The following is a 24,115-nucleotide window of genomic DNA, read 5'->3' on the forward strand; positions in this document are numbered from 1 at the left end:
ACCACTCGGGCATTGCAGGTCAACTTTTTTCCTAAATATTGGTATTATTGACAAAATTCCCGTAGGAAAACGCTTCATAAGCGCTGATATCTTGCCTTTATCAACAATTTCACCTTCTCATCCTTAAGGCAGATATGCGAATTTAGCGGAAATTGACATCAGCTCAAAAGTTACCTACTACAATCATAGTAATTGGAGCGTTCGTACGCCATTGAGCACGGTTGGGGAGAGATTATATGAAATCTGAGAAGCTTTCAAAATCCGAGCTTGAGGTTATGGTTGTGCTTTGGAGTTTGGGCAAAGGCACTGCCAGTGATATTCAGCAAGAGCTGAATAATGATGATCATGCACCCCGCGAATATGCCTACACAACGATCGCTACACACCTTAATCGCATGGTTGAAAAAGGTGCTGTTAAAGCAAAAAAAAAGGGGCGATCTTACGAGTTCGAACCGCTCGAAAGCCGATCAGATTTCGGTAGGTTTCGCCTTGCGGGTTTGCTTGATCAGTTTTTTGACGGTCGGGCATCTAGTCTGGCATCCCAATTTATCGAGGCAAACACATTCACCGAGAAAGAATTAAACGAGCTTGAAGCGCTTATTGCTGAAAAGAAGTCAAAATGAGTTTTGGGGAATATGCCATTACTGTCAATCTGGCACTGGCCCTAACCATTTTGTCGCTTGTGCTCGTAAAGAGCTTGCTTACATTTTGCCGCATTAATGTAACAGCCAGAACAGAAACAAGCGTCCTGCGGCTCACTTTGGTCGCCGTTATTGCAATGCCAATCGCCTTTATGTTGCTTGAAAAATCAAGCGGAGTTGCGATGGCCCCCATTAAAATTGTCGCGCAACCGGATGATTATTTGGGGGCGTATCTTGTTCATGTGTCAGACTATCTGAGCGATCAAAACGGTATTCATTTGCTATTTGTTCTTCTGGCGGGTGCAGGGGTAATGTTGGTTTTGATTGATATCCTGAAACTTTTCCATCTATCTGCGAGCAGCATCCCGCTCCGGCAACATGGCCGCGTAACCATACGCATTGGTGCGCCGCATACGCCGCCATGCGCTTATGTCCACCCTTGGGGCGTTACTGTCATTATGCCGGCAGGTCTTATGAAACAGGATCAAAAATGTGCGTTCATCCATGAGATAACACATATACGTCGCGGTGATCTGGTTTGGAATTGGATCGCGTCATTTGCTGCCATAATCTTTGTTTGTAATCCGGCATTTTGGTGCTGGAGATGCTACCATACCCATATAAGTGAGATTGCCTGCGATAATGACGCGCTGGACAGGCACATCACATCCCGATCAGCCTATGCGGAAAGCCTGCTTCGGATATCAAGCGCCATAAGGCAGAATTTGCATGCCACAAACCTGGCCGCACCCTTTGGGAGCCGGTCCCGCTTTCGCAAGACAGCCCTTCGAAACAGAATAGAACGGGCCATCAGCGGAGAGAAGATCAACCAATCCCGCTTTGCCGGTTTTGCATTGTTATTGGCTGTTCTAAGCTGCAACATAACGCTTAATAATATTGACCTCAGCGCGCGCAGCTGGTCAGTTCAAAGGCTCGAACAATCGACAAATACCAACCTTAAACGCATGAAATCAAATGAATTTTTGCGCCCCTTTGGATTAGTGCTTGCAATTTAATACTACATTTGTAGTATTATCTCATCAAGGGGGGATTATGCCATGACACGGAATGGGAATAATGCATGGTATTATTTGCTGCCAACCGCGTTGTTTTTGATTGCTATGGGGTTTGCCCCATTGATGACGGTGATCAATTATTCGGTTCAGGACAGTTTTGCCGGCGATCAATATTTTTGGGTTGGCACACAATGGTATGAGCAGATGTTCCGCTCCATAGCCTTTTGGCAAACACTTGGCCGGACCATTCTATTCTCATTTCTGACGCTAACGATACAGATTTTCCTCGGTATATTTATTGCCCGCAAGCTTTATTTGTCGGGTAAGTTTGACCAGTTCTTCATCGCTATTTTTGCACTCCCCCTGCTTATACCATGGATTGTTGTCGGGTTTTTATGGCGCCATGCGGTGAATGCAGATGTCGGGTTAATTGGCGCCACAGCATCGTATTTCGGTATAGATATTGATCTCAATTCCGTCGTATGGGTCTGGGGCACGATCATTGTCATGGATGTGTGGCACTGGACATCTTTAACGGTAATCTTGTGTTATGCAGGTTATGTTTCCATCCCTAAACAATATTTCTTTGCGGCGAAAATAGATGGCGCGCAAGAATGGGCAACATTTCGCTATATCGAATTACCGCGATTGAAGAATGTATTGACGATTAGCCTGCTGTTGCGGTTGGCCGATAGTCTAATGATTTACACCGAACCGCTGATGATCAGTCGCGGTGGTCCGCATGTATCCTCCACATTTTTATCTCAGGAGCTTATCAAAACAGCAATGCAGGAGTTCAATCTTGGTGAAGCCGGAGCTTTGTCTGTGTTTTACCTGCTTTTGATGATCTCAGTTGCCTGGGTGTTCTATAAATCAATACGAGGTGCAAATGTCTGACACCCCGCTTTCCGGCAAACGACGTTTTTCGAAGTCGGTTTTGCTCTTCTCAGCTTTTTTGCTGGTGCCAATATATTGGCTTGTTGTGTTGAGCCTTCAACCCAATCTGGTGAGCGAAACATCGGCAAACATCATCCCAAATTCAATCACTTTGGAAAATTACAGATACATTTTTTCGCAAAAGAACTGGGTCGATGGATATGTAAATACCGCTATTTTTGTTGCGATCAATGTTCTTATTACTGTTTCGATCTCGCTGCCCGCAGCCTATGCTTTTTCTCGGTTCCTGTTCATTGGGCGCGAACATGCTTTCTTCTTTGTATTCATTTTTCGCCTCGTTCCACCGGCGATCATGATCATTCCGTTTGTGCAGATGTTTTCCGCTGTGAATATGATCGATACCCATTTTGCTGTCGCGCTCGCGCACGGGGTTTTCACCATTCCTATTTCTATTTGGATTCTGGAGGGGTTTATTTCCGCCATTCCAAAAGAAATGGAGGAAGCTGCTTTTGTTGACGGCTATAGTCGCTTTAGCTTCTTTATTAAAATACTCCTGCCGCAGATCAAAACAGGGATAGGCGTGGCGATATTTTTTAGCTTCATGTTCTCATGGGTCGAACTTACAATTGCCAATGCGCTGACCACTGTTGATGCCAAGCCCATTGGCGTGGTGATGCGTATTGTGGCCTCACCGTTGGGACAGGTGCATATAGGAATTTCGTCTGCGGCCAGTGTTCTTATGATAGTTCCCGGGCTCATATTGGTTTGGTTATTGCGCAAACATCTTGCTCGGGGATTTTCAATGGGGAGAGTGGGATGAGATATTCGTTTTTTGCAGTTTGCGCGCTGGCAGCATTGTTGTGCGCGCCGGCTGCAGCATTTGAGAAAATTGATCTTACTATAAGGGACATGATGACACGATCAGCCCTTTTATTTGCAGCAGAAGGCACCAAAGCTGCAATTCTGGTTCATCAATCTGGAAAGGATGCAGCAAGTTGGGGCAGGTTTGCTGAACAATTGCAGACGTCTGGCATTGAAACATTGGCACTGGAATCCGTCGCAACGGAGGATATTGATGCCGGCATTGATTTTTTGACAGCAAAAGGGAAATCGCAATTCGTTCTCGTTGGCGCCAGTATTGGGGGCGGTGCTGTGCAAAATGTGTTTGGAAAACGAGATGCAGACGATATCACACACCTCATCCTGTTAGGAACGGCGCGTGGTGACACGGCGCGCGCTGTTGGTGTGAAAAAGCTTTTCATCGTCACCGAAAATGACTTTTTCTCACAGCAAACGCACACCAGCTTCCAAAAAGCCAGCGAACCCAAAAAGTTGGTCATTTTTCCAGGCAATGCACACGCACAAGATATGTTTGAGCAAGATTACGGTGACGACCTGACAGCAACGATACGTGAGTTCATACAAAACTGACCCCACTGGCAAAACTAACCACGCTGGCAAAACTGACCCCACTCGAAAGCGGAGCCATTAGCATTCAGTATTTGAGACGAGCAAGCCAGACAAAGGTGCTGCCAATCCTATCTTGGAACACCTTTGCTCGCTAATAAACCGCTATGCGGCGGCGGCAGTCGCGACTGGTGCGGAATGAACATTCGAACCATCACGTTCCTGTACTAGCCTGAACTCTGCCAGTAAAGCATTTAGCTGCCCGACTTCCGTTGCCAGAGAATAACTTGACGCTGTGACTTCTTCTGCCATGGCAGCATTTTGCTGTGTGCCCTGATCAATAGAATTCACCGCTTTATTCACCTCTTGCAAGCCAGTTGCCTGCTCTTGTGTGGCAACATCAATCTTGCCAAAATGCTCGCTTACATCTGTGACATATGTGACGATCGACTTGAGAGCTTCGCCGGTTTCTGCAACCAGCTCAACACCAGATTGCACTTGGCTGCCGGATCGATTGATAAGATCTTTAATTTCTTTCGCAGCCGTCGCAGATCTTTGAGCAAGTTCTCTCACTTCTTGTGCAACAACAGCAAAGCCTTTACCTGCGTCCCCTGCCCGAGCGGCTTCTACACCAGCATTGAGAGCCAGCAGGTTTGTCTGAAACGCAATATCATCAATAACGCCAATGATATCGGCAACCTGATCAGACGATTCCCGAATATCAGACATAGCTGATACGGCTTTATTGACGACTTCACCAGACCGCTCGGCTTCCTCTTTTGTTGTTTTGACCAGTTTACCAGCTTCATTTGCCAACTGAGCTGTTGAATCAACATTGACTGTGATTTCTTCAATCGCAGCAGCTGTTTCTTCCACAGCAGCGGCTTGTTGTTCTGTTCGTTTTGATAACTCATCCGATGCGCTACGAATTTCAGACGAACCATTGTTGATTTCATTAGCGTTTTGGCCAACCTGCAACAAAGTTGCATTCAAGGTACTTATAGAATGATTGAAATCTTCTCTCAGTTGATCAAGCGAAGGTATGAACTCTTCGTCGATGGATTGGTCCAGCTCACAATTTGCAAGTTTTTTAAGACCTGTTCCTATTGCGTCCACGGCATGCACACGACCGGTAATATCAGTTGCAAATTTTACAACTTTAAACACTTTACCGTTCATATCAAAAATCGGGTTATAGGAGGCTTGTATCCAAATTTCCTCTCCCGATTTAGCTATTCGTTTAAACTCTGCAGCAACAAATTCTCCAGCTGCCAACTTGTTCCAAAACTCAACATATTCTTGGCTCTGCGCATATTCTTTCTCAACAAACATTCTATGATGTTGGCCCTGAATTTCAGATAATTCATACCCGACAGCACCACAAAAATTCTCATTCGCTGTTAAAATGGTTCCGTCTGTTGTGAACTCAATGACGGCCTGAGCCCTGGAAATTGCCTCGATTTTTCCTTTATCTTCGGACGATTCCAATTTCGCTGCGGTAATATCTGAAGCAAATTTTATAACTTTTACCGGCTTACCACCGCGACCCAGAACAGGGTTATAAGTGGCTTGAATCCATATTTCCTTGCCGCCCTTGCCAAAGCGCTTATACTCGCCGGCATCAAGCTTGCCTGCCGCCAGATTTTCCCAAAACTCTTTGTAAGTGGGACTTGCAGCCTCATCCGGGTCAACAAACATTGAATGATGCTTGCCAACAATTTCACTTTTGTCATAACCAATAGCCGAGCAAAAGTTTTCATTAGCAGTTAGAATATTTCCGCTACAATCAAATTCAATAATCGCTAGAGATTTATGTAATGCTTTAAGAATAGCATCTGAGTTTGAGATAGGACCAAGTATATTTAGCAAAGGAATCCCCATTATCACTTATCTGTTGAAACAAATGTCTAAATCCTATGAATTTGCAAATAGGTGAGGCTGGTGCAGCCTTCAAATTCGAGAGTATCTCAAATGGTGACATTCGTTCTTACCTTTAACGCATCATCATCATGACGATCGAGAAAGTCTGGACTACCCGATCATGGGGTAATAGTTCTGTTCTCAACGCAAAATTGCGCCTTAGAATGCCACTATCATCGAATTTTGTGGTTAAAATTGCATGAATATCACTTAATCGGAAAAGATCATTGGCTATTTCATTGTTTTTACTCAACAATAACTGATCCTAAAATTGCATAAAGTTGCATAACATAACGAAGAGAGCTTTGTTATATCGATATAGGTTAGTAAAATATGGGAACAGCTAATTGAAACAATCAATACAGATTTTCTTAGGAATTTTGCAACATATCAACTTTGTTTTAACCGCATAAAGAATGCCATAGCTCCATATTTCATAATCTATCAACATGGGTCTTTGACGATTATTTCTTTGGCACTAGCGCAATCAGATTTTGAGTAAGTTCATCTATTCGTTCTGGCTTAAATACATTGGTTGCCGTAGCTACAACTAAATTTCTGTCTGGAACCAATATTAGCATAGCATACCACATCGTATTGGAACCATTATGCCAGACAACCTGTCCCGTTTTATCCGAATTTTGGATCACCCACCCAAGGCCATAGTCTGACGAAACTGGAGATTGCATGATCTGGCAGCTTTCTTGGGTTAGAAATTCCGGCTGGTGCCCACTGCATGCACTCGTGTGTAATTGCCCCCATTTCGCCAAATCAGCCATGCTTAGATGAATTGTTCCTGCTGGGCCCATCCATTTGGGGTTATCAGATACTAATTCCTGCGGCTCAACAGGGCTCTTAAACCCAAATGTGCTTTTATGTCCTCGAGGTGCATCTGTTTCTTGTGGTGCACCAAAGCCCAATGACGACAGGCCAAAAGGCTGGGCAATCTCTGTTCTTATCGCGTCTTCCCATGCTTGCCCTGTCACCTCTTCAATTATCAGCCCGGCTAAAACATAACCGGTATTGGAATATTCGAACCGGCCAATCTCACCTTTCAATGGCTTGTCCCACATAGCGGCAAGCACTGTGCGTCGACCTTCAAACGCTTCATCATCAAAGGTTTCTTCGGTAATTCGACCAGGTGCGTTAGACGGCATGCGCGCTGTGTGACTTAGAAGGTTTCGCAGGCTCACCGCTTTCCAATCCGAGTGCATCTGATCGCTGTATCTACTAAGATAACGCTCAATCGGTGCATCTAAATCCAATTGACCTTTCTCAACCAACCGCATGACCAATGTGGATGTAAATGATTTGCTAATAGAGCCGATATGCCAACGTGCATCATTGGGCACCATAATTGAACCGTTTTTAACAGCCGGCCCAGCGGTCATCACGACAGGCTCGCCTTCACCTAACGCGTAAGATGCGCTGATTGCAAACCGCGAGTGCTTTTCTGAAAAGTCGTGAAAGGCCTCACTGAAACTTTTTTCTTGCGCCATTGTCGAGACTGGAACCATCGAACAAACCAACATCTGAGAAATAAATACGAATAAAGAAGATTTTGATAAAACCATGTTACTAATTTGGGTTGGGTGAACACGCTATTCAAGCCACACGAAGATATTCCTGCTACAATTATCCAACCAACCAGCTCAATCATTTTCCAATGCGCATTTAACCGTAGCTAAACAATGTATTTCAGTCGTTGAAAATGCAGGTATTGGTGATTGTTCCGGAGATAATAACAAGGGAATTTCTGTGCATGCAAGTGCCACACAATCGGCACCTCGCTCACTCAGATCAGAAATAATAGATTGATATCTGATACGAGTTTTATCTAGAAATTGATTATGCACCAACTCCCTATTAATGCTTTCATGAATATATTCTTTTTCCTGCTCATTTGGAATAATGGCTCCAATTCCATTTTGCGCGAGGATAGAAGGATAGAAGTCTTCTTCCATCGTTTTGCGAACACCTAAAATCGCAACTCGTTTAAACCCCTTTTCCGCAATGGCTTGAGCTGTAACCTGTGCGATATGCAGAAATGGAATTTGGATATTTTTTTCTATCTCCGGCACAAAACGATGTGCGCCGTTACAGGAAATCACGATAAAATCCGCACCAGCCGCTTCCAATGCGGCGGCAGATTCAGCAATTTGCTGGCACGCGCTGGCTTCATCTTTGCGCTCAATCACCGATGAGATGAATTCCTGTCTGTTGATACTTTCCAGAACAATGCGAGCTGAACTGACACCACCTAGAGCAGATTGTGTGATCTCATTTATACGTTTGTAATATTGGGCAGTCGACACCCAACTCAACCCACCAATCAAGCCAATTTTCTTCATCTAGAACTCCCTATCATACCGAACATATACACGAAAGTTAGAACTTGTAATCTGGAAAAGACATTTGCCAAACTGCGATCATTGATCGTGCAGCACCTACGGGTTCAAATTCCTTTCAATTTGACTTTTCCCTGTCGGAATATTGATCAACGCAACACCAAAAATCGCAGCGGCAACACCCAATCCTACCTCAAATGTGATGTGTTCATCCAACAAGACAACGCCTAAAACAACGCCAATTCCCGCTCGCAGATATGCTTGACTTGCCACCCCCATTGATCCCAACGTTTTGACCAACCGGAAGTAAATTAGCAAAGCGCAAGCAGTACATAAAACACCCAATGTGATGGTCGCGGCAATTGCCTTTGGTGAGGGTGCAAGTGTCCATGGTTGATCGAACAGAAGGCTGAAAGGTATCAACACAATGAAAGCCCATATCATCGTTCCTAAGGCTGCTGCGGTCGCTGTTAAATGAGAAAATCGTCTCCCATAAATGGCAGCAAATGCATACAGTATAGCTCCTACTATAGCAGCCACTTGCCCTGCCACCTGTTGACCAAGGCCTGCGAGAGCATCAACTCCCACAATAAATACTACGCCAAGCAATCCAATGCATGCGCCCACTAGCTTTAAAAAACCTGTAGCCTCATGTCGAGTGACCAATATAGTTAGCAGAAAGACAAAGATTGGTGAGGTGGAATTGAGCACACTTGCTAAACCAGCATCTACAAATTGCTGCCCCCAGGCAAGAATAGTCCATGCCCCAATACTGTTGAAAAACGATTGCAACAGCAACATTCGCCAGGTGGTGGCATCACGGGGCAATTTACCTCCCTGAATTACCAACACAATATATAAAAAGATAGCCGCAGCACACGCGCGTGTCGCAATAAGGGTTACCGGCGGGATTTCCACAACGGCAATTTTGGTGAGCAAGTAAGATGCCCCCCACAGCAAGGCTAAAACACCGAGCAATGCAAACTCTGTCCATGCAACATGTCTGGAAGATGTGTTCATGTTTGATGTATTTTCCGGCTGTCACCTGGTGCTTGGTCACGGTCGAACATCCCATAATCGCGGATAATGCTTGCCACTCTTAAACGGTAATTTGCGAAAACACCCCTTCTTCCCTTCATTTGCGCACACCGATGCGCGTTCAGTGTTCGCCAAGCTGAAACGGCTTCCTCATTTTCAAAGAAAGAGAGCGATAATAACTTTGAAGGGTCAGTTAGACTTTGAAAACGTTCAACAGAAATAAAGCCATCGATCCTCTCCAATAATGGTCGCATGTCCGCCGCTATATCCAGATATTCTTGTTTTCGCCCTTCTGCGAGCTGCACCTCAAAAATTACAGCGATCATGATTGCACCAACGAGCCGTGTGGTGCAGAGGATAGTTTAAGAAACGTACGATCTTCTCGCAGCAGAAACTTCTCTTTTTGCGCGAACGCGTAGTTTTCCTTGCCAAGTGGGTCATCTGAAAGTCTTGCTCGATATGCTTCGTAAGCTGCCAGGCTTTCAATATTATAAACACCATAAGCCAGAGAGCTTGATCCTTCATGAGGTGCGTAATACCCAATCAAGTCTGCACCACATCGAGGAATAGCCTTACCCCAATTTCGAGAATATTGCTCGAAGAGTGCCTTTTTTGTTGGATCAATGTGGTAACGAATAAAACATGTAATCATATTGTGTGTCCTTAATTTACAAAGACACATTTACACGTTGCACGTTCTGAATGCTTCGATTAGTATCGAACTATGAAAGAAGGCCCTGACATAGCACTCCTCGGCTCGTTGATCGGAGATCCCGCACGTGCCAATATTCTGACCGCTCTGATGAGTGGCAAGGCGCTTACGGCGAGTGAACTTGCATCTGAAGCGGGTGTAACCGTTCAAACGACAAGTTCCCATTTGAAAAAGTTGCAGGATGCAAAACTTCTCAAGCAACGCAAACAAGGACGGCATCGCTATTTCGAATTGGCTAATGAGGATGTTGGTGGCGTGCTTGAAGCTATGATGGGACTTGCTGCCAAACAAGGTCTGCTTAGAACAAGAACAGGCCCCAAGGACCAAGCTTTAAGAAAAGCTCGTATCTGCTACAATCACCTTGCAGGAGATCTGGGTGTGCGACTGTATGACAGCATGATCGCAAATGGGCAGTTAAAGGAGCTTGATGATGATGTTCAGCTCACATCAATGGGTGAACAATTTATGGTAGATAATGGTATCGATATCGCTGCCATTTCCCTAACGCGCCGCCCGCTTTGTAAATCATGCCTGGATTGGAGTTCACGTCGAACACACCTTGCAGGTGCGCTGGGAACTGCATTTTTGCACCACTTTTTTCAGATCGGATGGGCATCACGAAAAGATAATTCGCGCATCATCAAATTTACGCAAAAGGGTGAAAAACAATTTCTTAAAATGTTCCCACTATAGCGAGATATAAAGTGTCACACTAACGGATACATGCCCTCACCCGAAACTCTTCATATAATCTTGCAAGGTCACACCAAAATTTCGCTTGAAAGCGCGGCGCATGCGTTGAACATCGCCGAAGCCTGATTGAGCAGCGACTTGTTTGAGAACCAAATTCTCTGCGAGCAATTCGCGCGCTTTATCCAGACGTACTTGCTCTACGAATTCGACCGGAGACATGGATAAACGAGCCTGGAACTTACGGGTGAGTGTTCTGGCATTCATCCCAATAAACTCCGCCATCTGCTCGAGTGTCCAATTGTTGCGCGGATTGCTGGTAATCTGCATGGTGAGTGGTTCAATGCTGCTCTTCTGCGCTTGATCGATCAACTTAGCCTCTTTATTACCACGCTCCATCGCCTGATACTGGTCGATGAGGTGGTTTGAAAACTGGCTTTGACCACCGCTTCGCTTGAAATAAACCACGAGTTCCTGCGCCACGCCGAGGGCAACTTTTGCGCCTAGATCCTGGCCGATAATGGAGAGCGCAAGGTCGATACCCGTTGTTACACCAGCGGAGGTATAGATGTCTGATTGATCGAGATAAATTTTATCCAAATCCCAATCAACTTTCGGAAAATCTTGCAGCACCTGAGATTTACGACCCCAATGCGTCGTAGCTTTACGACCATCTAGAAGGCCAGATTCAGCTATTAACAAAGCACCTGAACATATTGATAATATGCGATTTTTCTTTTTTGTACTTTGCCAATTTGCGATAACATCCGCAAGTCGCTTATCACCCAAATAATTATCAATGTCATTGCCGCCTGGAATGAGTAAATCATGCCCCAATTGGTCATATTCGAGCGTTCCATCAGCATGGATCTGCATACCGCTACACGTTTTCACAGGTTTGCCATCCAATGATAAATAGCGATGATCGTAGAACGAATTACCATCGATATAAGCGTTTGAAAATGCTTGAACGGGTCCTGCGACATCTAACAGGTTCATCCCATTGAAAATGAAAACATCTATAGTGCGACGAACCGGAATATCGTGGGCCAGAATAGCGCGGGCCGGAATAACGCGGGCAGGAATTTCGCTGGAAAGATCAGATCGTTCTTTTTGATTGTATTTGTCCATTTTTGATGCTCATTTTCAATTTCAGACAAAATTTAAATAGATTATGAATGGAATTGTCAAACTAAAAAGGATGGTGTTTTATGAGTGATCTGGCACAAAACGCAACTCAAGACGAGACATTTGAAAACAAAGGTAGTTTTGTTTTAATTCTCATCGCGGCCGCTATTCTAGGCTCTGCAATGCCGATGTTAATTGTGCTGGGAGGATTGGCCGGATTAACGCTCACCCCTCACCCGACATTTTCCACATTACCGCCATCTACACAAATGCTCGCAGGTTTATTTGCGGCAGCGCCAATCTCCTACCTTATGGGTAAAAAAGGGCGTAAAGCAGGATTCTTAATTAGTGCGGGCTGTGCTGCAGTGGGTGGATTGTTAGGTGGCTTTGCCATGATGACATCGCAATTCTGGTTGCTGATTTTGGCGCACATGTCGCTTGGTGCGGCACTGGTTGGTCTGAATTATTTTCGCTTCGCCATCAGCGAAATTGTGCCAAAACATATGCAGTCCATTGCGATATCATTTATTTTGGCAGCGGGCTTGATATCAGCTTTAATCGGGCCTGAAGTCTTCAATCAGACAAAGGATTTTCTTGCGCCTGTGCAATTTGCGGGCGCATATTTCGCAATTGTTCCCATCATTGTTCTGGGCGTTATTCCGGTTTTATTTACGCGTTTTGGCGATGTAAAAAACCAATCCGATGAGGATAAGAAGCTCGTTCTAGTGCGAGACGTTCTCAAACGCCGCCCTGTGCTGCTTGCGGTTCTTGCAAGCTGCATTTCGGGCGGCATCATGATGCTGTTAATGACACCAACACCACTTGCCATGACCCATCATGGCCACAGCGAACTTGAAGCAAGCTCAGTGATAAAATGGCATGTTATAGCCATGTTTGCGCCCAGCTTTTTCACAGGCTGGATCATCAAACGTATGGGGGTGATCAACGTAATTTCCATTGGCATGGTACTGCTTGCGGGAGCCAGCGCACTGGCCATCGCCGGTGTTTCTTTGCACCATTTCTATGGCGCATTGATCATTCTGGGTATTGGTTGGAATTTCGGTTTCATTGGTGCAACCACACTTTTGGCGCAGTCGCTGGAACCGCATGAACGCGCCAAAGTGCAAGGGTTTAATGACACCGCACTTGCCCTGTCATTTACCGTTGCCAGTTTTTCATCCGGCGCTCTGGTCACAAGTTTTTCATGGGAAGTCGTCGCCCTTGCCGCCTTGCCCGTTTTAATCATTATGTTAGTGTTGCTGGTGTTCTTACGCAAAGCAGGGCAAAGCGCGATCTAAGCCATGAAATTATATGATCAATATTGAAGTATGTTGATTGTCAAAATTTGACATAGTGACCCCGTTCCGCCGCTTGGATGCGCCAATTCAGGGTAATATTTGATGTTTGAAATCGGCTTTCTGGCTAATAAATCTTAGCCGCTGAGGAAAAGTTACCGGTCAGCCTTGTTCTGGATTTTTTGTTCCAGACGTTCAATCGCGCTTAGTATCTGATCAAACTGGTGACCATGATTACGCGAACGTTCCTCAAGCACCATCACTCGTGCCCGCAACATAAAATGCGAACCAGCAACGCCAACCACCATAACAAGAATATATAACAGGTCTTTTATCTCAATTTCCATTATACTGCCCACTTGCAAATCTTGCTCGTTTTTCAAACGGTCTGGTGAGGAAATAAGCGCCGAAGATAATCATCTGCAGTTGCCAAAATTCTGACGACAGTGCATCGGTTACCCCAAGGCCCAATACCTTATCCCAAAGAATAATCTTGCCATTATAGATCACAAAAGGTGCGGCAAATGCGGGCCTAATCCAGCGCGTCATCCAGCTCCCCTGCTCTGCAATCAAAACCGCCTGCTGTGCATGCAAGTACGCAATGCGCTTATCCGCCTCAATTCGCGCTTTGTTATTTTGCGCATTTAGTTTTGCGCTGTAGGCATCATTGAGTTGTTGTCCAATGGCAGTTATGCCGCCGCCAGCCAGCCATGACAGGATTTTAGCGATCATTTTCATTCCTTTTACTCATTGCGTGCGCCAAGTGGCGTTGTCGTTATCGAGCGCAGATAGAGATTGATGACGGCAATGAAAATTGCATATGGCGCTTCATAATGATCGGGCAGGATGTCCAGCACCTCGCTCATTTCAAGTATTGGCATTGCAGCCAATCCTGCATTTACGAGCACAGTTCGATAGCCTTTAAGCTTGCTGAAATAGATTTTTATCATAAGTTACATCCCGTTTAAAACAGTGCTTGGATTTTATTCCAAAAGACGATTATTGCTGATCCTAAGGCTGCAAAAACGATAGCAATCAGGCTAGCTCTATCCTTCTTTGAAGAGTGTGTTATTGGCTCTGCGGCGAGCTTCTGCGCGCTCACAATAGGCAATGTCATGCGGCGTCCTTTGGACCATTCCACTTTGCCAGACTTCGTTGCTGCATAGACATTAACAACGCCATTACTGGAATATTTTCCATCAAAGAACAGGTTACACTCCTTCTGGCGGCGGGAGATTATCTCTTTAGGTTTACGCCAGTTCATGAATGATTTTCGCGCCTGTTTTATCTGGCCTGCATTGAACTGCTTCACCCACGAAGCCCGATGGATTGCACCAGTATTAAAATCAAAAGAAACAGCTGCATCAAACTGGCTTTGGGTCAGCTTTGTCGTGAATGCTTTTCTGACCCGCACCTCGAATTTCAGGATATCGCGTGCAAATATATCCATCACTTCTTTGAGTGATAAATTGCGATGCAAAAAGCGGGGATCAGGGTGCCCTGCACTGGCTGTATGGCCAATACCCACAGTCCAAACACCCACACTATCCTTATATCGAGACGTGACGATACCTTCATGGGATGCGATTTCCGCAAGCCCCTGTGATGAGGTCTTCATAATGTTCTCCAAATTGTATTTAGATTATCTAGGCAAAATCAGCGCACTGAATGGTCGGTATAACCTTTTCCCATCGCTTTTCGCACTGCGGTCCACCAAAGTGTGACCCAAAACAATATCCAGGCCCACCAGGTCGATGTTCCGCGCGAGATCGCAGCACGTCGGAACTCTGATGAGGCAAAAGCAACATCATGGCCATGTTTTAAGAGTTCATCATGCACAGCTGCGGCTAAAAGCACTGCCCTGTCATGCGGGCTTTGCAGCCACTCCAAATACCAGGGAACAGAAATATCGAAGACCGTGCCTTCCGGTATGGTCAGCTCCCACCCGGAGTTGATCGCTCCAACTTCCCAGCAGATTGGGGCATTTAGCCGATATAATTTGTGTGAGTCTTCAACAAGATCAAAGTCTTCAAAATATGTAAATCTGCTCATAATGCCATTTCTATGTGAATTTTATACCAAACGCCAGCTATGTATTCTCAGATACTTATGTAACGTGATCACACGACAAAACATGATTGATGCCCTGCAAATTACAACCCGTTACAATTTTTAGTTGCCATAACGCGAACTCGCTCGTATTGGGATTTACAACGTTGCAAAAGCCGCATAGAAGGCATTTTTAGTAACAAATGATTCCGCGAGAAACTCCATGACAACAACATCCATAACCGGACATGTATTTATTGCCACCAGCTTGGATGGCTTTGTGGCGCGTAATACAGACAACCCAGAGACCAAGCTCGACTGGCTGATGAAACAGGACACGGTTGGCGAAGACCATGGCTATGATGATTTTATCGAGAGCGTCGATGGTCTGGTGATGGGCCGCGGCTCATTTGAAACGCTCCTTGGTTTTGAGGGTTGGCCCTATGGCAAACCTGTTATTGTGGTCAGTCAATCACTCACAAAAAGCGATGTCCCGGATGAACTTTCCGATAAGGTTGAACTGGTCAATCTCACCCCGCATGAAATTATGGATATGCTCGATAAGCGCGGTTGGAAGCGCGCCTATATTGATGGCGGTAAACTCATCCAAAGTTTTATCCAACAAGGTCTAATCGAAGACATTACCCTCACCCGTATCCCCATCCTGATCGGCTCCGGCATTTCGCTTTTTGGCGATATTGATCAGGATATCGATTTAGAACTTAAATCCGTTAAGGCATTTGAAAGCGGCCTCGTCACAAGCGTGTATGGGTTTGCGTGATTGCTAACTATATAGGACTTGACATATATTAGATTAGTCTTATATCAATGATCCATGTCACTTCGCCATGCAATATTGGGGCTTTTGGCCCACAACCCAATGACGGGATATGATTTACGAAAATCTATCGCGCAATCGGTTGGGCATTTCTGGACCGCAGATCAGGCACAAATCTATCGCACCCTTGCCTCATTGGTGCAGGACAATTTGGTGAGCGTGGAAACCCTTCACCAAGACGATAAGCCCAATCGCCGTTTGCATTCGATCCTGCCAGCAGGTGAAGTTGAATTAAATGATTGGCTCAATACTCCTTTACAGCATGTGCCCATACGCGAGCCATTTTTACTCAAAATATTCCTAGGCGGCAGACAAGGTTCCGGCTCTATTTTAAAAATGCTGCGCGGCAGGATTGATGAGGCCGACGAAATGATAGCCACTCTGACAGCAATCAGGGCGCATTTTAACAATGATAGCCCACCTGATTTGCAAACACGCTTACACCTTGCAACGCTGGAAAATGGCCTTGCCCATGCCCGTGCAGAACGTGAATGGGCGCACAAACTAAGTCTTGAAATTCAATCAGAGTTTGATGATGAATAACATACCCACAGCCAGTGGTGCGCGGATTGCTATCTTTACCATCTGCGTTGTAACACTCGGCAATATTTTCGGCCTGAATTACCAAGCCTTACAGGGTATTGGCGGGCTTTTGTTTATTCTCAGCCCTGCCCTTATAACAATCATCATGCGCACATTCACAAAAGATGGCTGGGCAGATGCCGGGTTTGGTTATCGGCGCGTGCAGGTCAAAATATTACTTGCAGCATTCCTTCTGTTCCCCTTAGTTTTCTTTTTTGCCATTGCAAGCGGCACAGCTCTCGGGTTTGTTCAGTTCGAGCCCGATGCATTTAAAAATCTAACCATCGCCATTTTAACCGGCGCACCCATGTTCTTGCTTTTTGCGATCAGCGAAGAATTTGCCTGGCGTGGTTATTTAGAACGCAAACTAGCAGCACTGGGGATGACTGCGCTACCAAGGCACTTATTGGTTGGGCTTATCTGGTCCATATGGCACATAGGTTATGTCATTTCAGAAACCAGCCAAAGCACCCTGCCCCCACTTTTATATGCCTTGCTTTTCCTGATTTCCTGTTTTGCGATGGCTGTAATTTATGGCCAATGGCGGGCAAAAACCGGAAGCTTCTGGCCAGCAGCAATCGCACATTGCATGGCCAATAGTTTAGCATGGCCGTTGCTCACACCTGAGATCATCAAAGTCGACGCCCCCTTGTGGTTTGCCGCACGTCCCGAAGGTTTTGTTGCACTGGCAACCCTGTGCCTGCTTGCGGTCACAACGTTCATTCTGCGCAAGAACGGCACTTAATGACACATACTCCGAACATCATGCATTTCGGCAACCAAAAGCACGCTGACCAGCAGCATCTTCAATTCTTCATCGTTCATATTGGGAGTTCCTTAATGGTCCAAATCTTGCGCGCCTCTGCCTAATCAGCAGCTCTACGTGCGATGTTGGACTAACAAGACAGGCAAATCTAATTTGTGGCGAGTGGCGCTGAGGACCAAGTTTTATTGTGACGATGAACGACGGTCCCTGCGAGCCAAGCTCGGTTTTTTTACTTATTCTAATTGCAACAAACTATAAATCATGACATGAATTTTGCTGAGTAGCGAGAGGCTCAAAATGGACTCTAGATTTATCATAATGCTCATAGTCGCTGCCTGTTTTTTGGCCTATGCAGCGGCTGAATGGGGCTTAGAATGGCTATTTGCCAGTAAGCACGACAAACCAAAACTCAATTCAATCTACATTCTAAGTTCATTCTTGGGCACTATTGCTATCCTAATACTCACTTTTTTTGAGTTTTATGTTCTTATGGCTATCGTAATAGGACTCGCGATAATTATAATCACGGTCAAAAAATGGTATGGACAGATAAAGTAATTTTTTATTCGCTATTTTATCGAACAGAAACCTTATGACCAAATTCACAATTCGCCGCGCAACGCTCAAAGACACACAACCCCTCACCTCGTGCATTGATGCTGCCTATGCGGGTTTTCTTGCCAAGGGCATTGAATTGCCGCCTGTATCTGAAGGTATAGCGGACGATATTACCAACAATATTGTCTGGGTCGCTGAGAAGAATGAATGGATCATCGGCGGACTTATCCTTGTTGTAAATTCCGATCATGCCCAATCTCATGCAGCAAAGCTTGCCAATATTGCCGTGCATCCATCGGCTGGCGGGCTTGGCATTGGTCGCGCTTTGATTACGACATGCGGGCGGTATGTGCGCGATCTTGGCCTCAGTGAATTGCATCTGGCCACCCATAAGGACATGCCGGAAAATGTGGGGCTTTATGAGCATCTCGGCTGGCACGTGACGGGCGCAGAAGGCAATAAAATCTTTATGACGAAAGCTTTAATCTAGTGCCCCGAACGCGGAAGCGTTCGCAAGCACGACGGTGCGTCCGAGCTAATGTGAGGCGTCCCGCGCAGCGAAGCGCTTTTCAGCACGACAGCGTGAGCGGAAAACGAATTGCAAATCACTCCTGACAGAAATTGACACTTGATCGGACTAGATAGGTTTCACCAACGGATGGCAGCGCCTCGCACTAGAGCGAAGCGCACCTACCGTCTGATACATGTTAACCTATAAGGCCCTACCCATGAAGATGAACTACGCCGTTCTTGGAACAAATAATCTCAAAGCTTCCGTCCAATTCTACGACGCACTTTTTGCGCAAACAGGCCCGAAACAGATATTTTCGACCGAGCGAATGACCTATTGGCAAGACGAAGATGCCAGCTTTACATTTGCTGTGGCAGAACCTTTTGACCAGCAACCTGCCGCCCATGGCAACGGCTGCATGCTTGGCTTTAAAGTTGGCTCCAGCGAAGACGTCACACGGCTTCACAAAATGGTTCTTGAGCTGGGCGGTAAAAGCGAGGGCGAACCCGGTCAGCGTGGACCTTTATTTTCCGCCTATGCCAGAGATTTGGATGGAAATAAAATAAGTTTCTATGCTTAAGGCGCTGCGCCTTGATCGACACTTTTGCTATCATATCCTTTTATACCCCGACGACCTTCCCTGTCAAGTAAAATATGAATATTTTCCTATCTGTATTTTTATTTAAAAGAACCAGAGACTTAGAATTTTTATGCATTAAAACCCAATTGAGCGCCGCAATATTTACCTTTTATTAACTATGAACTCCTAGAAAACACCTGTTATTTCTATTAGAGCTAGATTGCGCTAAGCAACTGTTATAAAATGGCTTTTCGGGAGGAATAACCTTAACAATTTGAGCAGCTCCGCGGGTGCGATTTTGCTTGATTCATAATCTTAGCTCTCCCGGCTAAGCGATTCAAAAGACTCATCTTTTGATCGCGATTATATATGCGCAAAAACGAACGCCGCTCACCGCAAACAGATTAACAAAAATTGCGACAATCAAGAATAAGCGCATGAATCAATATATGAACTTTTTCCTGCAAACCGTTCAATTGATTCATCAAAGCCCCCATCGCCCTACAAATGTATGTTTAGGGGGCTCTGACAGGCATTACCTACCTAAAATGACATCATCATAGCCACAAACAGGTATCCCGCCATCGCATAAAGCGGCAACAATGTCAGGCTCATGAATATGCCACGCAGGTCGGTATTGGCGGCAAAATAGCTATAGGTATAGGCCAGGCGCGACACACCAAAGCAAACCGACCAGACCAGAACCAGATAGGCGGGCGGCGAAACCAGCAGTGTCAGCCCTGCCAGAATAGCAAAATAAACGGTATTTTCTGTCGTGTTGCGATGGGCATTGTGTCGGCGCTCAAGCGCATCCCAACCCGCTTGTGCTGCATCTGCTTTTTCACGGTTTTTTTCTGCCCATTCTTCCGGTGTGGTCAGCAGACCATGGTCAATCCGGGTCAATTCGGTGCTCGTCATCAGCCATGTGTGATTGGCCAACAGCAGAACCGCTGCGATGATGATGCCGATAATGCCAAGCTTATCGGGCATTGCCACTGATATGGGATCAAAACCGAAGGCCAGCCAGTTAACCAGCATGCCAATGAAGATCAGCGCGAATGGATAACCAATGACCATCTTGCGGGCCTTCGAGTTGCTATCTTCCTGTTCCGGCGTTTGTTTTAACATACACCCCTCCCGCAAATAGTTTTTGTTCGACATAATTTTGGTAAAGTTAGGTATGAAGGCAGATAAAAACAAGGTGTGAGTGCTGATCAAGTCAGCAAGAATTGTCAAACCACGGCTGTTGATTTGCAAATCCTTGCTGTTATTTTAGCACGATGATTGATCCACCATTTACCAGTGCCGATGTTGAAGCTGTGTTTAACGCCATTCCTGAACCAGAGCGTAAAGGGCTATTGAAACTGCGTGCGCTTATTTTCAAAACGGCTGCGCAATCGCCGGAGGTTGGCGCGATTGAAGAGACTTTGAAATGGGGACAGCCATCTTATCTCACACCTGAAACAAAATCAGGGTCGACCATTCGGCTGGGCATGCCCAAAACTGGCGGTTTTGCAATTTATACCCATTGCCAGACCACGCTAATTTCAGACTTTCAAAACCTGTTTCCCGATGATTTTGCCTATGAAGGAAATCGCGCCATCCATTTTGACAATGAAGGCGCGATCCCGGCCCCAAAGCTGCAGATGTATATCCGCGCTGCCCTGACCTATCACCTGAAGACATAGCGCAACCCAACGCGATAAACGCGGGGAAAGCGTATATCAGGCAGTATGGCATCAATTTTGGGGTTTTGTCGGCGCGCCGCTCCACAAAGCGTCGCGCCTAAACCAGCTACATGACTTGTTAAACGTGCTGGCTTAGTAAATGACAGATAGTTACTGGCGGTCTTTTATTCAATAAACATAAAACCAACTATCTATCACGTTTAAGTCATACAAAGCCTGATTACTGCGAGAAAGCCTTAATGCCATCTCCCAAACCAATCTTACATGTCGCCTTAAGTGGCACCCACATGCTCTTTTGATACTCGCCATTTGCGCCTTTGGCAAACAGGCGATATTTGGTGTCAATTGCCTGATGAATGCCGAGATCCTGCGCGATTGTCAGCACATAGCCATTGGTTGTTTTTACAGCATTGGCGGTTTTCAATGCGCCCGGGCCCTGCCCTTCGCGAGCAAAGAAATAATCCACCGGGCCGGCTTTATTTGTTTTAACCCATGCTTTCAGCTTGCCTGTTTCAGGACACAGATTTGTCTTTGGTGATTTGATCGCAAGTGTAACATCCATCACCTTCATAGCGGCCTCTTGCGGCGCTTTAATCTGATCTGCTCTTGCTGATGCAATGTTACCTGCAAGCGCGGCACCAATAACTGCGACTTTTATTACTTCTTTGATGATTGCTTTTCTTGTCATCGTGTTCATATTGTCACCCTCCATGTAATCAAGCATCAAATTGTGATGCAATAATGGTGTTTTACGAAAAGCAGCTTGAACCATTCCTGAAAGGCATATTCATTTTGCGTTCATCTTAAAAAACCGGGGATGCACGACTATATTGCGATAAACAGATGCTTGCACAGGAGTTGGCCGTATGAGCGCGAATATGAAACATATCATCTTGCTATTTATTTTGGGATTTATCGGGGTTTTGTCGGCACTCCCCCTCATCCCACAACTGCTTGCGCTTCAACCAGCTCCGCCGCCGCTATCTATTGAGATAATTCAAGTTATATCCGTTGCGCAATCGTCTGTATTGCTGCTGCTTATGGTTTGGCTTGGTTCTGTTTTTTCCCCAAAAACCCGCCTGACCTCGCCCGTCATTTCTGCTATCATTCGCTCGGAAGACGCAATTGCAGCACTAAAACCACAAATCCTGCCTGCACTTATTGGCGGCATTATTGGTGGTGTGTTTATTGTTATCTTCCTTGGCATATTATCAGGCTCCCTACCCGCAGATTTTCTCAGCGCTGGCGAAAAGCTCAAATTGCCTTGGTACACTAGAATATTATATGGCGGCATTACCGAGGAACTGCTTATCCGCTGGGGACTGATGTCATTTATCGCGTGGGGCGCATATCGCATAACACAAAAGAACGGCGCAGACATTGCCCCGCATAACTATGTACTGGCGATCATAATCTCATCGCTGATATTCGGCCTTGGCCATCTGCCTGTTGCATCTGCATTGACGACCACACTCACAGCACCCCTGATTACCTATATTATTTTAGGCAATGCCGCTTTTGGCATTATCGCCGGGTATCTTTATTGGAAACGCGGGCTAGAATGCGCAATGGGTGCACATATGATTGCGCATCTTACCATGATGATGGGTGAAGGTTTTATGTGATCTGTCACACAACCAATTCAGTAATGAATACGCGAATAGAGCACACGCCACTCCAAAGGGTCATCGGGTTCGCGCCGGTCATCATCGCTTTGATTATCTTGAAACCAAGCCTGAAATGCTGTTTGGTCTGGTTCCACACCTATGTCTTCGATGAAATGTCCGCCGTTTGAAAACTTAAATTCGAACCCGCGTAATGCAATATTGCCTTGTTGCCTTACGGCAATCAGGTCGGAATGAACACGTTCACGTTCACCCCTTGTCATTCTTCCATCATTGTTAGCACGATAGGTTTTAGCCACTTCTAATAATGGACCGAATGTGTTTCGTGGAACAAGGACATATTGCAGTCGCACCTCATATTCGAAATCATCATCCTGAAACGCCACCATGTATCTGGGATATACGGACCCTTCATTCTGTAATGGCAAAATAGCTATTCGCTTCACATGCCCATCACCATCTTTGCGGCTGAATTTGAAACCTGACAAAAAAATCTCGCGCGTTGTGTCTTCGCGCTCAAGCCGCAAAATGCACTCGCCTCGGCAGTTTCTTCGAATAACGAAGCGCTCTTCCGTACCTTCTGGCATTCCCGTTAACCAGACAAAACCATCAGAAAAATCATCGCTATTTTTATCCTCGAGCCAAAACTCAACAGAATCGCGGCCATGTAAGAAGCCAAAATTCTTTACCTTGTGGCCGCCGCGCGTATTAAACCGAAACCCTGCCAGACCAAAAACGCGGCTTCCTCGGTAACATCTTTGCGGCCAAGAGCGCGATGCGCGCCCTTCTATTCGGTCCAAACTTTGTTCACCAAAGCTTTGCGAACCATTCCCCGCATTGAGATATAAGCGACACACATTGCCTGTGGGCATGCTGGCGCGGCATGCTGGATGATCATCGCAATTTGCAGGCTGCGCGTGGGCTGCGGGTGTAATATTTGATGCATGTAATCCCATAAACAGCATGGCGGCTATTGCACAAACAGCAAACAACCGTGAAAACGAAATATAAATCATTGCTTTAGACCCTATCCAGTTAACAATGCCCCCGCACAAAACTTGGCCCGCATCACAACTATGGCGATTTTGTCGTATTTTGGCAAGAAAGCCATCCGCAACCGAAAAACATACCAATAAGAGCCAAACAATCTGATTGCGCAAATCTTTCGCTTTCAAATTGCTTTTTGCAACGCTAAAACTACGCTATCGCTCTCAAACCAATATGTGAATTAAGTCAGCGGAACTCGTATGCTTTCAAAAATCATCATCATCCTGCTTGGCATCACACTTTTGATCATGTTTGCCTTTATGGAAAAGCGCCTGAATGCAATATTTAAAGGCAGAAGCAAACTTTTCTACATCGGCACAGCCACTGCAGGCTTGGCAATCTTGGCGATCATAAACCTGTTCGACCTGATATATATCCTAATAGGCCTCGTGATAATTGGCGCCCTCATTGCCATAGCGCCTTGGCTGGTTGATCGATGGCCGCGGCGGTGAAGAATATTGGGTAAACCGCACCCAATTCTGATATTGAAACTGGTCGCAATAATGGCTCTGTCGAGATGATGAAGAAGCTTGATGAATGAATTAAGAAAATAACCATCGCACGAAACAGATCAGTTCCATTACCGAAAGTTTTGCCGTCTGTTAAGCAGTGTATAGCCACCCTGAATCGGATAAATAGGAATAAATGTTTTTGGCCGATATTGTTGATAAAGTCTGCCATTTGTTTGCCTTGATGGTCTGATTCAATTTGCTCATTGATTTTCATATGGAGAATGAGTTGATGATGGGATTACAAGCTGAACCGGATCAGTTGTTCTA

At 45.6% G+C, this 24,115-nt stretch carries 30 protein-coding genes; 15 read left to right on the forward strand and 15 right to left on the reverse strand.

Annotated features, from left to right (window positions below; genetic code table 11):
- The first annotated feature begins 236 nt into the window (after positions 1–236).
- Genes AB2J24_RS12625 through AB2J24_RS12645 form a run of 5 tightly spaced genes read left to right on the forward strand, consistent with a single transcriptional unit; the run spans position 237 to position 3,985 of the window.
- Positions 237–623, forward strand: a complete 387-nt coding sequence (locus AB2J24_RS12625; protein WP_162651297.1) for a BlaI/MecI/CopY family transcriptional regulator — start codon at positions 237–239, stop codon at positions 621–623.
- Positions 620–1,657: a M56 family metallopeptidase gene (locus AB2J24_RS12630; RefSeq protein ID WP_367385711.1), complete on the forward strand. Its 1,038-nt coding sequence runs from the start codon at positions 620–622 to the stop codon at positions 1,655–1,657. Before AB2J24_RS12625 ends, AB2J24_RS12630 begins: the two co-directional genes overlap by 4 nt.
- A gap of 42 nt (positions 1,658–1,699) precedes the next feature.
- Positions 1,700–2,554, forward strand: coding sequence for a carbohydrate ABC transporter permease (locus AB2J24_RS12635; protein WP_367385712.1), 855 nt, complete (start codon positions 1,700–1,702; stop codon positions 2,552–2,554).
- Entirely contained in the window at positions 2,547–3,374 is an 828-nt protein-coding gene (locus tag AB2J24_RS12640; protein ID WP_162651300.1) for a carbohydrate ABC transporter permease, read from the forward strand. The genes AB2J24_RS12635 and AB2J24_RS12640 overlap by 8 nt, the downstream gene beginning before the upstream one ends.
- Entirely contained in the window at positions 3,371–3,985 is a 615-nt protein-coding gene (locus tag AB2J24_RS12645) for an alpha/beta hydrolase (protein ID WP_367385713.1), read from the forward strand. The genes AB2J24_RS12640 and AB2J24_RS12645 overlap by 4 nt, the downstream gene beginning before the upstream one ends.
- A gap of 141 nt (positions 3,986–4,126) precedes the next feature.
- On the opposite strand, the gene AB2J24_RS12650 is transcribed toward AB2J24_RS12645, so the two are convergent.
- The 6 genes from AB2J24_RS12650 to AB2J24_RS12675 all read right to left on the reverse strand — a co-directional run bounded on the left by AB2J24_RS12650 (position 4,127) and on the right by AB2J24_RS12675 (position 9,919).
- Positions 4,127–5,842 carry a PAS domain-containing methyl-accepting chemotaxis protein gene (locus AB2J24_RS12650; protein WP_420883652.1) on the reverse strand — a complete coding sequence of 572 codons (1,716 nt, stop codon included), beginning with the start codon at positions 5,840–5,842 and terminating at the stop codon, positions 4,127–4,129.
- Positions 5,843–6,345: 503 nt separating this feature from the next.
- Complete coding sequence (locus AB2J24_RS12655) at positions 6,346–7,398, reverse strand: serine hydrolase domain-containing protein (RefSeq protein WP_367385714.1); 1,053 nt, start codon at positions 7,396–7,398, stop codon at positions 6,346–6,348.
- Between the two features lie 135 nt (positions 7,399–7,533).
- Positions 7,534–8,232: an aspartate/glutamate racemase family protein gene (locus AB2J24_RS12660; RefSeq protein ID WP_367385715.1), complete on the reverse strand. Its 699-nt coding sequence runs from the start codon at positions 8,230–8,232 to the stop codon at positions 7,534–7,536.
- Positions 8,233–8,328: 96 nt separating this feature from the next.
- Positions 8,329–9,249, reverse strand: a complete 921-nt coding sequence (locus AB2J24_RS12665; protein WP_367385716.1) for a DMT family transporter — start codon at positions 9,247–9,249, stop codon at positions 8,329–8,331.
- Positions 9,246–9,593 carry an antibiotic biosynthesis monooxygenase family protein gene (locus AB2J24_RS12670; protein ID WP_367385717.1) on the reverse strand — a complete coding sequence of 116 codons (348 nt, stop codon included), beginning with the start codon at positions 9,591–9,593 and terminating at the stop codon, positions 9,246–9,248. Before AB2J24_RS12670 ends, AB2J24_RS12665 begins: the two co-directional genes overlap by 4 nt.
- Entirely contained in the window at positions 9,590–9,919 is a 330-nt protein-coding gene (locus tag AB2J24_RS12675) for an NIPSNAP family protein (protein WP_367385718.1), read from the reverse strand. The genes AB2J24_RS12670 and AB2J24_RS12675 overlap by 4 nt, the downstream gene beginning before the upstream one ends.
- Positions 9,920–9,991: 72 nt before the next feature.
- On the opposite strand from AB2J24_RS12675, the gene AB2J24_RS12680 reads away from it, so the two are divergent.
- Positions 9,992–10,672, forward strand: coding sequence for an ArsR/SmtB family transcription factor (locus AB2J24_RS12680; protein WP_367385719.1), 681 nt, complete (start codon positions 9,992–9,994; stop codon positions 10,670–10,672).
- A gap of 36 nt (positions 10,673–10,708) precedes the next feature.
- Here AB2J24_RS12680 and AB2J24_RS12685 read toward each other — a convergent pair whose 3' ends face one another.
- Positions 10,709–11,800: a GlxA family transcriptional regulator gene (locus AB2J24_RS12685; protein ID WP_367385720.1), complete on the reverse strand. Its 1,092-nt coding sequence runs from the start codon at positions 11,798–11,800 to the stop codon at positions 10,709–10,711.
- A gap of 80 nt (positions 11,801–11,880) precedes the next feature.
- Between AB2J24_RS12685 and AB2J24_RS12690 the strand changes: the two genes are divergently transcribed.
- On the forward strand, positions 11,881–13,095 hold the full coding sequence (locus AB2J24_RS12690; protein WP_367385721.1) for an MFS transporter: 1,215 nt from the start codon (positions 11,881–11,883) through the stop codon (positions 13,093–13,095).
- A 152-nt stretch (positions 13,096–13,247) separates the two neighbouring features.
- On the opposite strand, the gene AB2J24_RS12695 is transcribed toward AB2J24_RS12690, so the two are convergent.
- The 5 genes from AB2J24_RS12695 to AB2J24_RS12715 are packed head-to-tail and all read right to left on the reverse strand — an operon-like array spanning position 13,248 to position 15,144.
- Entirely contained in the window at positions 13,248–13,439 is a 192-nt protein-coding gene (locus AB2J24_RS12695) for a hypothetical protein (protein ID WP_162651310.1), read from the reverse strand.
- Positions 13,429–13,824 (reverse strand): hypothetical protein, encoded by a 396-nt coding sequence (locus AB2J24_RS12700; protein ID WP_367385722.1) that lies wholly within the window; start codon positions 13,822–13,824, stop codon positions 13,429–13,431. Before AB2J24_RS12700 ends, AB2J24_RS12695 begins: the two co-directional genes overlap by 11 nt.
- Before the next feature lie 11 nt (positions 13,825–13,835).
- A complete protein-coding gene (locus AB2J24_RS12705; protein WP_367385723.1) occupies positions 13,836–14,042 on the reverse strand; it encodes a hypothetical protein in 207 nt (68 codons plus the stop codon).
- 14 nt (positions 14,043–14,056) lie between these two features.
- Positions 14,057–14,710, reverse strand: coding sequence for a lysozyme (locus tag AB2J24_RS12710; protein ID WP_367385724.1), 654 nt, complete (start codon positions 14,708–14,710; stop codon positions 14,057–14,059).
- A 38-nt stretch (positions 14,711–14,748) separates the two neighbouring features.
- Entirely contained in the window at positions 14,749–15,144 is a 396-nt protein-coding gene (locus tag AB2J24_RS12715) for a DUF1353 domain-containing protein (RefSeq protein ID WP_162651314.1), read from the reverse strand.
- A gap of 220 nt (positions 15,145–15,364) precedes the next feature.
- Here AB2J24_RS12715 and AB2J24_RS12720 point away from each other — a divergent pair, with 220 nt between their 5' ends.
- The 5 genes from AB2J24_RS12720 (at position 15,365) to AB2J24_RS12740 (ending at position 18,976) form a co-directional block, all read left to right on the forward strand.
- A complete protein-coding gene (locus AB2J24_RS12720; protein ID WP_367385725.1) occupies positions 15,365–15,922 on the forward strand; it encodes a dihydrofolate reductase family protein in 558 nt (185 codons plus the stop codon).
- A gap of 54 nt (positions 15,923–15,976) precedes the next feature.
- On the forward strand, positions 15,977–16,522 hold the full coding sequence (locus tag AB2J24_RS12725; protein WP_367385726.1) for a PadR family transcriptional regulator: 546 nt from the start codon (positions 15,977–15,979) through the stop codon (positions 16,520–16,522).
- Complete coding sequence (locus tag AB2J24_RS12730; RefSeq protein WP_367385727.1) at positions 16,515–17,306, forward strand: type II CAAX prenyl endopeptidase Rce1 family protein; 792 nt, start codon at positions 16,515–16,517, stop codon at positions 17,304–17,306. Before AB2J24_RS12725 ends, AB2J24_RS12730 begins: the two co-directional genes overlap by 8 nt.
- Before the next feature lie 613 nt (positions 17,307–17,919).
- Positions 17,920–18,375: a GNAT family N-acetyltransferase gene (locus AB2J24_RS12735; protein WP_367385728.1), complete on the forward strand. Its 456-nt coding sequence runs from the start codon at positions 17,920–17,922 to the stop codon at positions 18,373–18,375.
- Between the two features lie 238 nt (positions 18,376–18,613).
- Complete coding sequence (locus AB2J24_RS12740) at positions 18,614–18,976, forward strand: VOC family protein (RefSeq protein WP_367385729.1); 363 nt, start codon at positions 18,614–18,616, stop codon at positions 18,974–18,976.
- 543 nt (positions 18,977–19,519) lie between these two features.
- On the opposite strand, the gene AB2J24_RS12745 is transcribed toward AB2J24_RS12740, so the two are convergent.
- Complete coding sequence (locus AB2J24_RS12745; RefSeq protein WP_367385730.1) at positions 19,520–20,104, reverse strand: MAPEG family protein; 585 nt, start codon at positions 20,102–20,104, stop codon at positions 19,520–19,522.
- A 152-nt stretch (positions 20,105–20,256) separates the two neighbouring features.
- Between AB2J24_RS12745 and AB2J24_RS12750 the strand changes: the two genes are divergently transcribed.
- Positions 20,257–20,664, forward strand: coding sequence for a DUF1801 domain-containing protein (locus tag AB2J24_RS12750; protein ID WP_367385731.1), 408 nt, complete (start codon positions 20,257–20,259; stop codon positions 20,662–20,664).
- A 220-nt stretch (positions 20,665–20,884) separates the two neighbouring features.
- On the opposite strand, the gene AB2J24_RS12755 is transcribed toward AB2J24_RS12750, so the two are convergent.
- The gene (locus tag AB2J24_RS12755) at positions 20,885–21,361 is read right to left on the reverse strand and encodes a hypothetical protein (RefSeq protein WP_367385732.1); all 477 of its coding nucleotides are present in this window, start codon (positions 21,359–21,361) and stop codon (positions 20,885–20,887) included.
- A 169-nt stretch (positions 21,362–21,530) separates the two neighbouring features.
- Here AB2J24_RS12755 and AB2J24_RS12760 point away from each other — a divergent pair, with 169 nt between their 5' ends.
- Positions 21,531–22,289, forward strand: coding sequence for a CPBP family intramembrane glutamic endopeptidase (locus AB2J24_RS12760; RefSeq protein ID WP_367385733.1), 759 nt, complete (start codon positions 21,531–21,533; stop codon positions 22,287–22,289).
- Positions 22,290–22,306: 17 nt separating this feature from the next.
- On the opposite strand, the gene AB2J24_RS12765 is transcribed toward AB2J24_RS12760, so the two are convergent.
- On the reverse strand, positions 22,307–23,305 hold the full coding sequence (locus AB2J24_RS12765) for a hypothetical protein (protein ID WP_367385734.1): 999 nt from the start codon (positions 23,303–23,305) through the stop codon (positions 22,307–22,309).
- Between the two features lie 231 nt (positions 23,306–23,536).
- Here AB2J24_RS12765 and AB2J24_RS12770 point away from each other — a divergent pair, with 231 nt between their 5' ends.
- A complete protein-coding gene (locus AB2J24_RS12770) occupies positions 23,537–23,788 on the forward strand; it encodes a hypothetical protein (RefSeq protein ID WP_162651325.1) in 252 nt (83 codons plus the stop codon).
- Positions 23,789–24,115 lie beyond the last annotated feature (327 nt).

Source organism: Lentilitoribacter sp. EG35, from assembly GCF_040784015.1.
In the GTDB taxonomy this organism is placed as follows: domain Bacteria; phylum Pseudomonadota; class Alphaproteobacteria; order Rhizobiales; family Rhizobiaceae; genus Lentilitoribacter.